The sequence below is a fragment of the Pseudomonas sp. PA15(2017) genome, from assembly GCF_001945395.1.
In the GTDB taxonomy this organism is placed as follows: domain Bacteria; phylum Pseudomonadota; class Gammaproteobacteria; order Pseudomonadales; family Pseudomonadaceae; genus Aquipseudomonas.
In genome coordinates this window covers 108,232-120,681 of sequence record NZ_MSXV01000053.1, presented here as the reverse complement: position 1 = coordinate 120,681, position 12,450 = coordinate 108,232, and the positions used below count along the sequence as shown (strand labels likewise).

Sequence of the window (12,450 nt, the reverse complement as noted above, 5' to 3'; positions counted from 1 at the left end):
GCTGCTCACTTGAAAGGTTGGTCGCGACCTTTCGAATCGTACAAAAGCAAACGCCCCGAACAATGTCGGGGCGTCTGATGGGATCACTACCTGCATCAGCGAGTTTTCACACGCTCTGAGCGGCGCCCTTTTTTTGCCCCGGTCTCAGAGCCTATTCAAAGCCTTGTATGCGCATGAAGAGGCAACTACGAGGCAGAAGCGGCCCCTCGTCGCTTTTGCTTTTTGATGTTTCTACTGCACGGCAGTGGCAGACGACATCAATCGCCCTTTCAGGAGGCCGAATGGAATCGTTGTATAGCGGGACGAGCCGCATGGATGCGGCGAGAGGGCTAGGCGCCCCCGCCTGATGGGCCATGGATGGCCCTCCAGGCCGGCCCCCGGAACGACGATGTAATGAGGGAACCCCAGCGCAGCTGGGGCCGGATGTCGGGGCTAGACCTTTTGGTTTCTTTTGGCGGGGCCGGCTATCCGGGCAATGCCAAAAGTAACCCGCTCGTCAGAGCGGAACTGAGCGCGCGAACAACACGGTAATGCTGGCGGACTCATTGTGGGAGCGGGCGGGCACGCCCAGTCCATGCCCGTGATTTTTCGCGGGCATGGCCCGCTCCCACAGATAATCACCAGTCCATCCCACCAGAACGAACGGCCGCTACCACTTAGCCGCCAAAGTCGACGAACCTGGGCTTAAAGATTATGAACAGGCTCTCAGATCCGGAAGCTGTCGACCAGATGCTTGAGGCGCGCGGCCTGCTGCTCCAGGTCGGCGCAGGCGCGCAGGGTGGCCTGCAGGTTTTCCACGCCTTCCTGATTGAGGGTGTTGATCTCGGTGATGTCCATGTTCAGTGCCTCGATTACCGAAGTCTGTTCCTCTGTGGCCGTGGCCACCGACTGGTTCATGCCGTCGATCTCGCCGATGCGCAGGGTCACGCTGCCCAGCCGTTCGCCGGCCTGGTTGGCGACTTCCACGCTCTGCTCGCTGTAGTGCTGGCTTTCGGTCATGGTGGTGACCGACTCGCGGGAGCCGACCTGTAGCTCCTCGATCATCTTCTCGATTTCCTGGGCCGACTCCTGGGTACGGTGGGCCAGGTTGCGCACTTCGTCGGCGACCACCGCGAAACCGCGGCCCGCCTCGCCAGCGCGGGCGGCTTCGATGGCGGCGTTGAGGGCCAGCAGGTTGGTTTGCTGGGAAATGCTCTTGATCACCTCGAGAATCTGCCCGATGTCCGTGGTCTTGCCGGCGAGCATCTCGATCTTGCCGCGGGCATCGACGACCTTGGCCGACAGGTCGGTCATGGCATTGATGGCCTGCTGTACCACCTTGCCGCCGTCCTCGGCCTGATGGCGGGCGTCGGAGGCCTGGCTGGACGCATCCGCTGCGTTGCGGGCGATTTCCTGGGCGGCGGCGCCCAGTTCGTTGATCGCCGCGGCCACGCTATTGGTGCGGCTGGCCTGCTCGTCGGAGTTGACGATCGAGGAGTTGGAAGCGTTGACCACCAGCTTGGCGACTTCGTTGACCTGGGCGGTGGCCGAGGATACTTCGCGGATCGAGGCGTGGATGCGCTCGACGAATCGGTTGAACGAGCTGGCCAGTGCGCCGAATTCGTCCTGGGACTGGATGGCCAGGCGTTTGGTCAGGTCACCTTCACCGCGGGCGATGTCTTCCATGGCCTTGCCCATGGTGGTCAATGGCTGCATCAGCACGCGGATCAGCACACCAAGCAGGGCGATGATCAGGGCCACGGCGATCAGCGTGGCGATGGCGGCCGACAGGCGGAATTCATCCAGCGCCGCGTAGGCCAGGTTCTTGTCGATGGACAGGCCCACGTACCACTGCACGTCCGGCAGACCTTTTACCGGCGAGAAGGTCAGCAGGCGCTCCTGGCCATCCTGGGTGACTTCGGTGAGCTTGCTGTCCAGGCCGATGGTGGTATTTGGGTAAAGGTCGCGCAGGTTCTTCATCACCAGCTCGTCCTGGGGATGAACCAGTACGGTGCCGTCCTTGCTGACCAGGAACGCGTAGCCCAGGTCGCCCAGTTCGATGGCGTTGATGATCTTCACCAGGGTGTCCAGGCTGACGTCGCCGCCGGTCATGCCGAATGGCTTGCCATCCGGGCCACGCACCGGAGCGATTGGCGAAATCACCAGGGAGTTGGTGATCTGGTCGACGTAGGGCGCGGTAAGGATGGTGCGGTTAGCCTGGGCGGTGTCCTTGTACCAGGGCCGGGTGCGCGGATCGTAGCCAGCGGCCATCTGGGTCGGCGGGCTGGACAGGAAGCGGCCATCGCTCTGTACACCGATGTAGGTGGACAGGAAGGCGCCCTTGTACACCGGGCGCGAGATGACTTCTTGCAGGTTGCTGCCGGCAACCGCCAGCTCCAGGTTCTGGGCGAGGCTCTCGACCAGCAGAATGCGCCCGGACAACCAGCTTTCGATATTGCCGGCGGCGGCGTTGCTGGCCTGGCTCAGGTTGCTCTGGAGCGATGCCTGAATGCTGCTACGCTGGCGGCTGTCGTTGTAGAGGCTGAACAGGGCGAAGGCGACCGTGACCACCAGGGTGGCGGCCAGCAGGATCTTGTGGCTGAACTGCAGGTTTCTCGTCATGGCATCTTGCGTCCGGTAATCACTGGAACCAGTCTTGTGGGGCGTCGCCAGGTGGCGAGTGGGCAGGGCGGGCGATCGAGCGCAGGCTGAATCGGTTTTAGCCCGGCGGTTATGTCGGCCGCAGGACCGTAAGGCTTTAATCCAGAGGATGGTGGTATGGCGTTGAATCAGCAATTCGTTCTAGGCGCTGGCGGTGATGGCGAAGCCGTCGGCCAGTCACTGCGCCTGGCCAACCGGCACGGCTTGATCGCCGGCGCCTCGGGTACCGGCAAAACGGTCACCCTGCAGCGCCTGATCGAGAATTTCAGCGATGCCGGAGTTGCCGTGTTCGCGGCAGACGTAAAGGGCGACTTGTGCGGCCTGGGCGCCGCCGGTGCGCCCCAGGGCAGGGTGGCCGAACGCATTGCCAGCATGCCGTGGCTGGCGCACAGCCCGATGGCCTACCCGGTCAGCCTCTGGGATGTACACGGGCAGAGCGGCCATCCGCTGCGCACCACGTTGAGTGAAATGGGGCCGCTGCTGCTTGGCGCGCTGCTGGAACTCACCGACAGCCAGCAGGCGGCACTCTACGCGGCGTTCAAGGTCGCCGACCGTGAAGGCCTGCTGCTGCTCGACCTGAAGGATCTCAAGGCGCTGCTGAATCATCTCAAGGAGCAGCCCGAGGTACTGGGCGCCGACAGCGCGCTGTTCACCAGCGGCTCGGCGCAGGCGTTGCTGCGCCGCCTGGCCAGCCTCGAGCAGCAGGGCGGCGAGGCGCTGTTCGGCGAGCCGGCGTTGCAGCTCGAAGACATTCTGCAGCCGGATCGCGATGGCCGTGGGCGCATTCACCTGCTCGACGCCAGCCGCCTGGTTCATGAGGCGCCGAAAGTCTACGCGACCTTCCTGCTCTGGCTGCTGGCCGAGTTGTTCGAGCAGTTGCCCGAACGTGGTGATGCCGACAAGCCGGTGCTGGCGCTGTTCTTCGATGAAGCCCATCTGCTGTTCGCCGACACCCCCAAGGCGCTGCAGGCGCGCCTGGAGCAAGTGGTACGACTGATTCGTTCCAAGGGCGTGGGCGTGTACTTCGTCACCCAGTCGCCGGGCGATCTGCCCGACGATGTGCTGGCTCAGCTCGGCTTGCGCATCCAGCATGGCCTGCGGGCATTCACCACCCGTGAGCAGAAGGCGCTGCGCGCCGTGGCCGACGGCTTTCGGCCCAACCCAGCGTTCGATTGCCTGAGCGTGCTCACCGAGCTGGGTATCGGCGAGGCACTGGTCGGCACGTTGGAGGACAAGGGGACGCCGGCCATGGTCCAGCGCGTCGCTATCGCGCCGCCGCAGTCACGCATTGGGCCGCTGGCTGAAAACGAGCGCAGCGCGTTGATCCGCCAGTCACCGCTGGCCGGGCGGTACGACAAACCCTTCGATCGCGAGTCGGCCTACGAGATTCTCACCGCCCGCGCGACCCAGGCGAGCGAGCAGGTGCAGGCCGGCAAGCAGGCGCCGTCGACAGCCAGTGTGGCAGGCGAGTTTCTCGGTGGCCTGGCCAGTCAGGCGGTAAAGAGCGCCATGCGCCAGGTCGCCAATCAGCTTGGTCGGCAACTGGTGCGGGGCGTACTGGGATCGCTATTGGGCGGCAAGTCAGGTTCCAGGCGGCGTTGAGCCTGGTCGTGGGCTGCCTGGCGCAGCCCGGAAGCCGTTACGCCATCAGGCGCTTTCGGCTCTGGCCTCGGCCTTGCTGGAGAGACCTTTTTCGATCTTTTCGATTTCTTTGTCGAAGGCCTGGTCGAGCAGGCTGGCCTTCTTACGCCACGGCTTGCGCTCCGGATCCGGCTGAGCGGCATAGGTGATCACTTCACCGCCGTATACATCCTTGTAACGCTGCGCCTGGCGCTCGAGTTCGGCGCGCAGTTCGTCTTTCGTCACGATAGTACCTATGGTTTCTGATGGAGAGGGCGACACGTAAGACCGGGCTGTCTTACTGATACGGTCGCCACATCTTTATGAAGCCTATACCCCTTCGATAGTTCCGGTCATTCGCAGGTGCGGCCGAACATGGGGCAAGCGGGTGATTATCATCAACCCGCGCGGAAAGTCCAGCCCGGCAGGCCCGCAGCGTGATCCAGTCGGCTCAGTTCAGGGGCCGGTAATGCAGGGTGAAGGTCAGGCCATGGCGCTGGTTTTCGCTCAGCAGCACCAGGCCGGGTTTGCCGGGCAGGTGGTGGGCGTTGACCGGATGGCTGACCGGTTCGAAGCAGAAGAAGGGTTTGCCTTCGGGGCAGAACAGCAGGTAGATGGCCTGGTCGCTGCCGATCTCCAGGCTATACCCTGCGTCTGGCTCGACGATTCGCGCCCGGCCATTCCAGTCGATGAAGGCATTATCGGTATGGACTGCCGGCAATTGCCGCTCCTCGGCGAAATCCCAGTGTTCGGGCAGCGCGCCCAAGCCCGTGGGCAGGCTGTTGGCGTCGCACTGCCAGACCTGCCCGGCGCCGGCCTGCAGGCGCGTATGGGGCGTGCGCGGAAAATACGGATGCAGGCCCAGGCCATGCCAGATGGGGGATTTGCCGCGATGGGTGACCTGCAGGTGAATCGTCAGGCGACCACCGTCCAGCTCGAAGCGTTGCTCGGCAGTGTAGGCGAACGGCGTCTGGCTTTCGAGGCGCAGCAGCGCCGAGCGCTCGTCGTGCTCAATCACCTGCCAGGGTTGCTGCCAGGCGCTGCCGTGAATCGGCAGCGGCGAATTGTCGGTGTTGGCAGCCAGGGCCAGCCAGCCCTCTGGGTTATCGAAACCGCCCTCGGTGATGCGGTTCGACCACGGTGCCAGGGGGTAGCAGCCAAGCTGGCGCGGTGTACCGGCCTCGAGCGCCTGCTCGTCGGCAGGGCGCAACAGTGGCTGGCCGGTGGCGACCACCGTCCAGTTGGCGATAGCCCCGCCAACTCCCGGTAACAGTGTGAGCTGGGTAATACCGTCGTGCAGGTGTAGAGTGTCGTACGACATAGAGCAGTACCTGTGCAGTTATCGAGCCGTTAGGCGGAGATAAACGAAGAACGTGTCATCATACAACTCTCTGAGATATGATGCGCCTTGGCCATCCAGACGATAACGATCTTTATGGAAACTCAGAACACGCAGCCACGTGCGCGGCGCAAGCATCGCAGCCTGGCACAGGAATTGGTCGCGGAGTTGTCCCAGCGCATTCGCGACGGGGTGATCAAGCGTGGTGACAAATTGCCGACCGAGTCGGCGATCATGGAAGAGCAGGGTGTCAGCCGCACCGTGGTGCGTGAGGCGCTGTCGCGTCTGCAGGCGTCCGGCCTGGTGGAAACCCGCCATGGCATCGGTACCTTCGTGCTGGATACGCCCAATCCCGGCGGTTTTCGCATCGACCCGGCGACCATCGTCACCCTACGTGAAGTGCTGGCCGTGCTCGAGCTGCGGATCAGCCTGGAAGTGGAATCCGCCGGCCTGGCCGCCCAGCGTCGCACGCCCGAGCAACTGGCTTCCATGCGCCAGGCGCTGGATGCGCTCAACGAGGGCGCTGCCCACGAAAGCGATGCGGTGTCGTCGGATTTCCAGTTTCACCTGCAGATCGCCCATGCCACGGGCAACCGCTACTTCACCGATATCATGAGCCATCTGGGCACTAGCATCATTCCGCGTACCCGGCTCAACTCGGCACGCATCGCCCATGACGACCACGCCCATTACATGGCGCGCCTGGAGCGCGAGCACGAGCAGATCTTCGAGGCCATCGCCCGCCAGGATTCCGATGCCGCGCGTGCCGCCATGCGCCTGCACCTGACCAACAGCCGGGAGCGCCTGCGTCAGGCCCACGAGTCCGCCGAGGTAGCGGCCAAGCAGGCCTGAAAGCTGTAGGGCCGCAGAGGGCTTGGGTGCCGAATCTACCTGCGTAGATCGGCACCCAAGCCCTTTTTCGTTGCCGCGAGGCCGACGCATGGCTGAACGCCTATCGGTGCTCAGGCGTCCTTGCGATAGGTCAGCAACACGATTCCCGCCAGCACGATCGCGCCGCCGATCATCTGCATGCCGCTCAATACCTGATCCAGCAACAGCCAGCCGAACAGCAGCGTGGCAATGGGCTCCATGTTCATCACCGGGGCATTCTTGGCCATGTTCAGGCGCGGCACGCTGACGAACAGCATGCAGAAGGCGATGCCGTAAAGCAGCACCAGCGCCCCCAGGGCGGTCCAGCCGGTGGCGTTGGCCGGCAGGTTCATGCCGCCGGGAATCAGATCGGCGCTGCCGGCCAGGGCCATGCTGCTGAACACGATCATCAGGGTCAGCATGCTGCGCACCGAGCCGCGCAGGCTGGAGAGCTTGTGGTCGGTGATCCACAGTGCGCAGGCGAACACGCAGGCAGCGAGGAACGACGCGCTCACGCCGACGATCCACTCGGGGCCGACCTGCTCGCTGGCGCCCAGGCGCGCTGGCAAGTCCAGGGCGAAGACCAGGCCCAGCAGAATCAGGCCCATCAGCATTACCGTGCGGCGCGTCGGTGCCGAGCCGCCCAGTGCCCAGGTGAGCAAGGCGAGGAGGATCGGGAAGGTGTTACCGATCAGCAGCGCCAGCGCCACGGGAATGCGCGCCACGGCCGAGTACAGGCAGATGCTCTGGGTGGCGATCAGCAAACCCAGCAACAGTTGCCAGCGCCAGGCACCAGGCGGCATCTGCAGGGCCTGGCGTTGCCACAGCACGATGCCGAGCAGCACCAGCATGGTCACGCCGGAGCGGCAGAGGATGGCCAGCAGCAGGCCGGTCTCGTTGTCGAAGGCGATACGCGCGGCAATGTGGTTGCCGGCAAAGGAGCAGGCCAGCAACGCCAGGAGCATGACGGCGATGTGGCGGGGAAACAGGGCGGGGGCAGGGGACGTCATAAGGTAATTTCCATATCGAGTTGAGCCTCGAGCGCCTGACGGTTGAGCACCGTTCTGGTTGCGCTAAAAAAACGGCGGGTCGCGTCATGAACGCGACCCGCCGCGGGTGGAGCGGTATCAGAGTACGACGCTAGGCAGCCACAGCGAGATTGCCGGGATGTAGGTCACGGCCATCAGTACCATGAACAGGGCCAGGTAGAACGGCAGCAGCGCCTTGACGGTGGCTTCGATGGTCACCTTGCCGATGGCGGCGCCGACGAACAGCACCGCGCCCACCGGCGGGGTGATCAGGCCGATGCCCAGGTTGACCAGCATGATCATGCCGAAGTGCACCGGGTCGACTCCGAAGGAGGTCACTACCGGCAGCAGGATCGGGGTGAGGATCAGGATCAGCGGCGCCATGTCCATGATGGTGCCCAGGGCCAGCAGCATGATGTTCACGCACATCAGAATCACGTAGCGGTTATCCGACAGGGTCAGGAACGCGGTGGTGATCTTCGACGGAATCTGCATCAGGGTCATGATGTAGCCGAACGCGGCGGCGAAGGCGATGAGGATCATCACGATCGACAGCGTGCGCACGGTGCGGTGCATCATCTTCGGCAGTTCACGCCACTTGTAGTCGCGGTAGATGAACATGGTCACGAAGAAGGCCCAGATCACCGCCACGGCAGCCGACTCGGTGGCGGTGAACACGCCGGAGAGAATGCCGCCGAGGATGATGACCATGGTCATCAGGCCCCACAGGGCTTCGACGCAGATCTTGATGGCCTGGCGCAGCGGGATAACGTCGCCTTTCGGGTAGTTGCGCTTCTTGGCGAACCACAGGCACAGCGTGGCCATGGTGGCGCTCATCAGCAGCCCCGGGCCGATACCGGCCATGAACAGCGCGGCGATGGACACCGTGCCGCCGGCAGCCAGGGAGTAGATCACCGAGTTGTGGCTGGGCGGAGTGAGCAGCGCCTGCACCGAACCGGAAACGGTCACGGCGGTGGCGAATTCACGGGGGTAGCCCTTCTTTTCCATCTCCGGGATCAGCACCGAACCCACCGAGGCGGTGTCGGCCAGGGACGAACCGGAGATCGCGCCGAAGAAGGTGGAGGCGGTGATGTTCACCAGCGACAGGCCGCCGCGCACGAAGCCCACCAGCACGCCGGCGAACGCCACCAGGCGGCGCGCCATGCCGCCTTCGGCCATGATCGCGCCAGCCAGCACGAAGAACGGAATGGCCAGCAGGGAGAACTTGTTGACGCCACCGGCGACCTGGATCATCACGGCATGCAGGGGGATCTCGATCCACCAGGCGCCGATCAGCGCCGCGATGCCAAGCGAATAGGCCACGGGGACGCGCAGCATGATCAGGGCAATGAAGCTGCCCACCAGAATGAGGGCATCCATTACACGGCCTCCTTGGCTTCTTCAGCGGCTTCGAAGTTGACGGCGCGGCGTTTGTACTGGTCGCCGTAGAGGATCTGTTCGATCACGAACAGCAGGGTGATGAAACCACCGACCGGAATCGGCATGTAGCTGATGCCGACGCGAACCGAAGGCAGGGTGCTCAGGAACTGGTTCCAGGTCGCCATGCACAGTTTGTAGCCCCAGATCAGCATGAACAGAGCGACGGCGCCCATCATCAGGCGTACGAACAGGGTGATGACGGGCTGCGCGCCCTGCGGCATGCGGTCGGTCAGCGAAGTCACGGCCATGTGAGCCCCGGCACGGTAGCTGGCAGCGGCACCGATAAAGGTGAACACCACCATCAACATGACGGAGATGGGCTCGGGCCAGCCCAATCCTTGCCCCAGCACGTACCGGCTGAAGACGCCCCAGGGGATGATCGTGGCCATGATCACGATCGCGAGACCTGTGACGATGATGCAGGCACGATAAATGGCGTCATTGACGCCCAGAACCAGATTTTTCATGAGACTTCACCGGAAGGTGTGGAGCCGGCAGAGCGCCGGCTCCTTACGCTTGCGCGAGGGGGTTACTTGACGGCTTCGATGCGCTTGATCAGGTCGGCGTACTGCGCGCCGTACTTCTCACGTACCGGAGCGGTCGCGTCGTAGAAAGGCTTGGTGTCGATTTCGATGAACTCGACGCCTTCGGCCTTGAGCTTCTCGTTGGACGCGTTTTCCTTGGCGACCCACAGATCACGCTCTTCCAGCTGCGCTTCCTTGGCCAGTTTCTTGACCAGGGTCTGCTGTTCCGGGGTCAGCTTCTCCCAGGTGGTCTTGGACATCAGCAGCGGCTCGGGCAGGATCAGGTGGTGCGTCTGGGTGTAGTACTTGGCTTCGCGGAAGTGGTTGTGCTCGAGCAGGGTCGGCGAGTTGTTCTCGGCGCCGTCGATCACGCCGCTCTGCAGGGCGCTGAAGATTTCACCGGTGTCCATGGCGATGCCGTTGCCGCCCATGGCGTTGAGGGTGTCGATGAACAGCGGGTTGCCGATCACGCGGATCTTCATGCCTTTGAGGTCTTCGATCTTGCGCACCGGCTTCTTGGTGTAGAGGCTGCGGCTGCCGGCTTCCATCCACGCCAGACCGACCATGTTGAAGTTGGAGTTGGTGATGGCGTCGAGGATTTCCTGGCCGATTTCACCGTCCACCACCTTGCGCATGTGGTCCACGTCGCGGAACACGAACGGCATGTTGAAGACGTTGGTGGCCGGCACCACCGAGCCGACCGAGCCGAGGCTGACGCGGGTCAGCTGTACGGCGCCGATCTGGGTCTGTTCGATCACTTCCTTCTCGGAGCCCAGTACGCCACCGGCGAACATGCGCGACTTGATCTCGCCATTGGTAGCGGTATCGAGTTTCTTGCCGAGGTTTTCCATGGCCACCACGGTCGGGTAACCGGCCGGGTGGATTTCCGCGATCTTCAGGGTGATGTCCGCCTGAGCGAGGCTGGAGAGACCGAATGCCAGCGGGAGTGCGGCGATGAGCAACTTGCGCTTGAAGTTCATGTGAAGCTCCGTTTTGTTGTTGTTGGTTTGCAGCGTTGTGTAGCGGCTGGCGCCCCGCGAATCGCCGGGGCCAGGGTTGTTATCAGTACCCGAACGGGGTTTCTGCCAGGCCACTGACGCCCGGTTGCAGGGCAAAAACGCCCCCGGCCAGTGGTTGATCGTCCAGGTTGCCGCCCGGGCGAATCGAGGTAACGAACAGGGTGTCGAGGTTGGGGCCGCCAAAGGCGCACATGGTCGGCTTCTTCACCGGTACTTCCAGCGAGCGGTCGAGGCGCCCGGCCGGGGTGAAACGGTGAATCAGGCCGGCATCGTTGCCGCAGATCCAATAGCAGCCATCAGCGTCCACCGCGGCGCCATCGGGGCGGCCGGGGTAATCGTTCATGTCGACGAACAAGCGGCGGTTGTGCGGGGTGCCGCTGTCGATGTCGTAGTCGAACGCCCAGATGGCCTGTACCGAAGGGTGCGAGTCGGAGAGGTACATGACGCGGCCGTCCGGGCTGAAACCCAGGCCGTTGGGCACGATCAGGTCGTCGAGCAGCACCGGCAGGCTGGCCTGGCCGGCGCCGTCGTAACGGTACAGCACGCCGACGTTGGCGCCCGCGGCCATGTCCATCAGCATGCTGCCGGCCCAGAAGCGCCCCTGGCGGTCGCAGCGGCCGTCATTGAAGCGCATCTGCTCGCGAGCATGGCTGACCTCGACCAGACGCTCGCCGCTCAGGCGACCGTCGTTGCCGGCAGTCAACTGGAAGATACCGCTCTGCATGCCAGCGACCCAGCTGCCATCGGCACGCTGGGCGATGCAGGCGAGCATTTCGTCGGCTTCCCAGCTTTGCGTGCTGGCGTCCTTGAGGTTCCAGCGGTACAGGCGCTTATTGGGGATGTCGGCCCAGTACAGGGCCTTGTCGCGCTCGCTCCACACCGGGCTTTCGCCCACGGCGTTGCGAGCGTCGAGAATCAGTTCGGCTTGCTTGGGCATGTCCGACCTCTTGTTATTGTTATCGAGGGGCGCGCGGTCTCAGTCGTCGCCGAACGGACCGGCTGCCGTGAAGGCACCGCCGTGATAGAGCGCATTAGGGTCATCCGCCGGCACTGGAGGCTGGGCCTCGACCTTGTCACGGAAAACTTCGGAGGTGTCTTTGGGCTCGAAACCAAGGTGGGCGGCCTTGCTGTTGTCCCACCACAAGGTCTTGTTCGCCGAGGCGCCGTAAACCACGGTGTGCCCGACGTCAGGCGTGGCGAGGCTGCGTTCGATCAACTGCACTAGGTCGTCGTAGCTGAGCCAGGTGCTCATCATGCGGCGGTTCAGCGGCTCGGTGAACGAGGAGCCGATGCGGATGCTGACGGTCTCGATGCCGTAGCGATCGAAGTAGAAGCTGGCCATGTCCTCGCCGTAGGACTTCGACAGGCCATAGTAACCATCCGGGCGCCGCCGGGCGTCGGCATCGATGGTGTCGGTCTGCTTGTGGAAGCCGATGACATGGTTGGAGCTGGCGAAGATCACGCGTTTGACGCCATGGCGACGCGCCGCTTCGTAGATGTGGAACACGCCGCTGATGTTCGGACCGAGGATTTCCTCGAACGGACGCTCCACCGATACGCCACCGAAGTGCAGGATGGCGTCGACGCCTTCGACCAACTGGTGAACGGCTTGTTTGTCGGCCAGATCGCAGATCTGCACCTCGATGTGCGGGCCTTCGGCCGGCGCCATTTCGGCGATGTCGGAAAGACGCAGGATCTCGGTCAGTGGCTGCAGGCGCTCGCGCAGCACCTTGCCCAATCCGCCTGCCGCGCCAGTGAGCAGCAGGCGATGGAAGGGCGGTTGCGCATTGGAAGAGGTAGTCATGGCGGAAGCGGTCTCTGGTTTGTTTTTATGGAGAGCTTGTTATCGGTTGTCGTATGACGTGAGAGGATTATCAACAGCCTCGGATTGTGCTGTCAACGCGACACCAGAAAAAACCTCGGTAATCCATCTGGTATGCCAGAAACCGCAGTAGCGGTGCGTTTGCGCA

The 12,450-nt window shown here is 63.5% G+C and carries 11 protein-coding genes; 2 read left to right on the top strand and 9 right to left on the bottom strand.

The features are described from left to right. Positions 1-705: 705 nt before the first annotated feature. Entirely contained in the window at positions 706-2,601 is a 1,896-nt protein-coding gene (locus BVH03_RS19275; protein WP_075962689.1) for a methyl-accepting chemotaxis protein, read from the bottom strand. 156 nt (positions 2,602-2,757) lie between these two features. On the opposite strand from BVH03_RS19275, the gene BVH03_RS19270 reads away from it, so the two are divergent. Then, a complete protein-coding gene (locus tag BVH03_RS19270; RefSeq protein WP_075962688.1) occupies positions 2,758-4,242 on the top strand; it encodes a helicase HerA-like domain-containing protein in 1,485 nt (494 codons plus the stop codon). A 45-nt stretch (positions 4,243-4,287) separates the two neighbouring features. Here the strand turns inward: BVH03_RS19270 and BVH03_RS19265 are convergent, their stop codons facing one another. Together BVH03_RS19265 and BVH03_RS19260 are read right to left on the bottom strand one after the other, a co-directional pair. Continuing rightward, positions 4,288-4,506: a hypothetical protein gene (locus BVH03_RS19265; RefSeq protein WP_075962687.1), complete on the bottom strand. Its 219-nt coding sequence runs from the start codon at positions 4,504-4,506 to the stop codon at positions 4,288-4,290. 205 nt (positions 4,507-4,711) lie between these two features. Then, on the bottom strand, positions 4,712-5,581 hold the full coding sequence (locus BVH03_RS19260) for an aldose 1-epimerase (protein WP_075962686.1): 870 nt from the start codon (positions 5,579-5,581) through the stop codon (positions 4,712-4,714). Positions 5,582-5,695: 114 nt separating this feature from the next. On the opposite strand from BVH03_RS19260, the gene BVH03_RS19255 reads away from it, so the two are divergent. After that, positions 5,696-6,451, top strand: coding sequence for a FadR/GntR family transcriptional regulator (locus BVH03_RS19255; RefSeq protein ID WP_070887592.1), 756 nt, complete (start codon positions 5,696-5,698; stop codon positions 6,449-6,451). A 110-nt stretch (positions 6,452-6,561) separates the two neighbouring features. Here the strand turns inward: BVH03_RS19255 and BVH03_RS19250 are convergent, their stop codons facing one another. The 6 genes from BVH03_RS19250 to BVH03_RS19225 all read right to left on the bottom strand — a co-directional run bounded on the left by BVH03_RS19250 (position 6,562) and on the right by BVH03_RS19225 (position 12,284). Continuing rightward, positions 6,562-7,479: an EamA family transporter gene (locus BVH03_RS19250; RefSeq protein WP_075962685.1), complete on the bottom strand. Its 918-nt coding sequence runs from the start codon at positions 7,477-7,479 to the stop codon at positions 6,562-6,564. Between the two features lie 117 nt (positions 7,480-7,596). Continuing rightward, positions 7,597-8,877 (bottom strand): TRAP transporter large permease, encoded by a 1,281-nt coding sequence (locus tag BVH03_RS19245; RefSeq protein ID WP_075962684.1) that lies wholly within the window; start codon positions 8,875-8,877, stop codon positions 7,597-7,599. Further along, positions 8,877-9,404, bottom strand: a complete 528-nt coding sequence (locus BVH03_RS19240; protein ID WP_075962683.1) for a TRAP transporter small permease — start codon at positions 9,402-9,404, stop codon at positions 8,877-8,879. Before BVH03_RS19240 ends, BVH03_RS19245 begins: the two co-directional genes overlap by 1 nt. A 62-nt stretch (positions 9,405-9,466) precedes the next feature. After that, positions 9,467-10,441: a TRAP transporter substrate-binding protein gene (locus BVH03_RS19235; protein ID WP_075962682.1), complete on the bottom strand. Its 975-nt coding sequence runs from the start codon at positions 10,439-10,441 to the stop codon at positions 9,467-9,469. 82 nt (positions 10,442-10,523) lie between these two features. Further along, positions 10,524-11,417 (bottom strand): SMP-30/gluconolactonase/LRE family protein, encoded by an 894-nt coding sequence (locus BVH03_RS19230; protein WP_075962681.1) that lies wholly within the window; start codon positions 11,415-11,417, stop codon positions 10,524-10,526. 39 nt (positions 11,418-11,456) lie between these two features. Continuing rightward, on the bottom strand, positions 11,457-12,284 hold the full coding sequence (locus tag BVH03_RS19225) for an NAD(P)-dependent oxidoreductase (RefSeq protein WP_075962680.1): 828 nt from the start codon (positions 12,282-12,284) through the stop codon (positions 11,457-11,459). Positions 12,285-12,450 lie beyond the last annotated feature (166 nt).

Bases quoted from the DNA above. Each gene is read 5' to 3' on its own strand.
- BVH03_RS19230 (WP_075962681.1), bottom strand. From the start codon at position 11,417: ATGCCCAAGCAAGCCGAACTGATTCTCGACGCTCGCAACGCCGTGGGC.
- BVH03_RS19270 (WP_075962688.1), top strand. From the start codon at position 2,758: ATGGCGTTGAATCAGCAATTCGTTCTAGGCGCTGGCGGTGATGGCGAA.
- BVH03_RS19260 (WP_075962686.1), bottom strand. From the start codon at position 5,581: ATGTCGTACGACACTCTACACCTGCACGACGGTATTACCCAGCTCACA.
- BVH03_RS19250 (WP_075962685.1), bottom strand. From the start codon at position 7,479: ATGACGTCCCCTGCCCCCGCCCTGTTTCCCCGCCACATCGCCGTCATG.
- BVH03_RS19235 (WP_075962682.1), bottom strand. From the start codon at position 10,441: ATGAACTTCAAGCGCAAGTTGCTCATCGCCGCACTCCCGCTGGCATTC.
- BVH03_RS19275 (WP_075962689.1), bottom strand. From the start codon at position 2,601: ATGACGAGAAACCTGCAGTTCAGCCACAAGATCCTGCTGGCCGCCACC.
- BVH03_RS19240 (WP_075962683.1), bottom strand. From the start codon at position 9,404: ATGAAAAATCTGGTTCTGGGCGTCAATGACGCCATTTATCGTGCCTGC.
- BVH03_RS19255 (WP_070887592.1), top strand. From the start codon at position 5,696: ATGGAAACTCAGAACACGCAGCCACGTGCGCGGCGCAAGCATCGCAGC.
- BVH03_RS19245 (WP_075962684.1), bottom strand. From the start codon at position 8,877: ATGGATGCCCTCATTCTGGTGGGCAGCTTCATTGCCCTGATCATGCTG.
- BVH03_RS19225 (WP_075962680.1), bottom strand. From the start codon at position 12,284: ATGACTACCTCTTCCAATGCGCAACCGCCCTTCCATCGCCTGCTGCTC.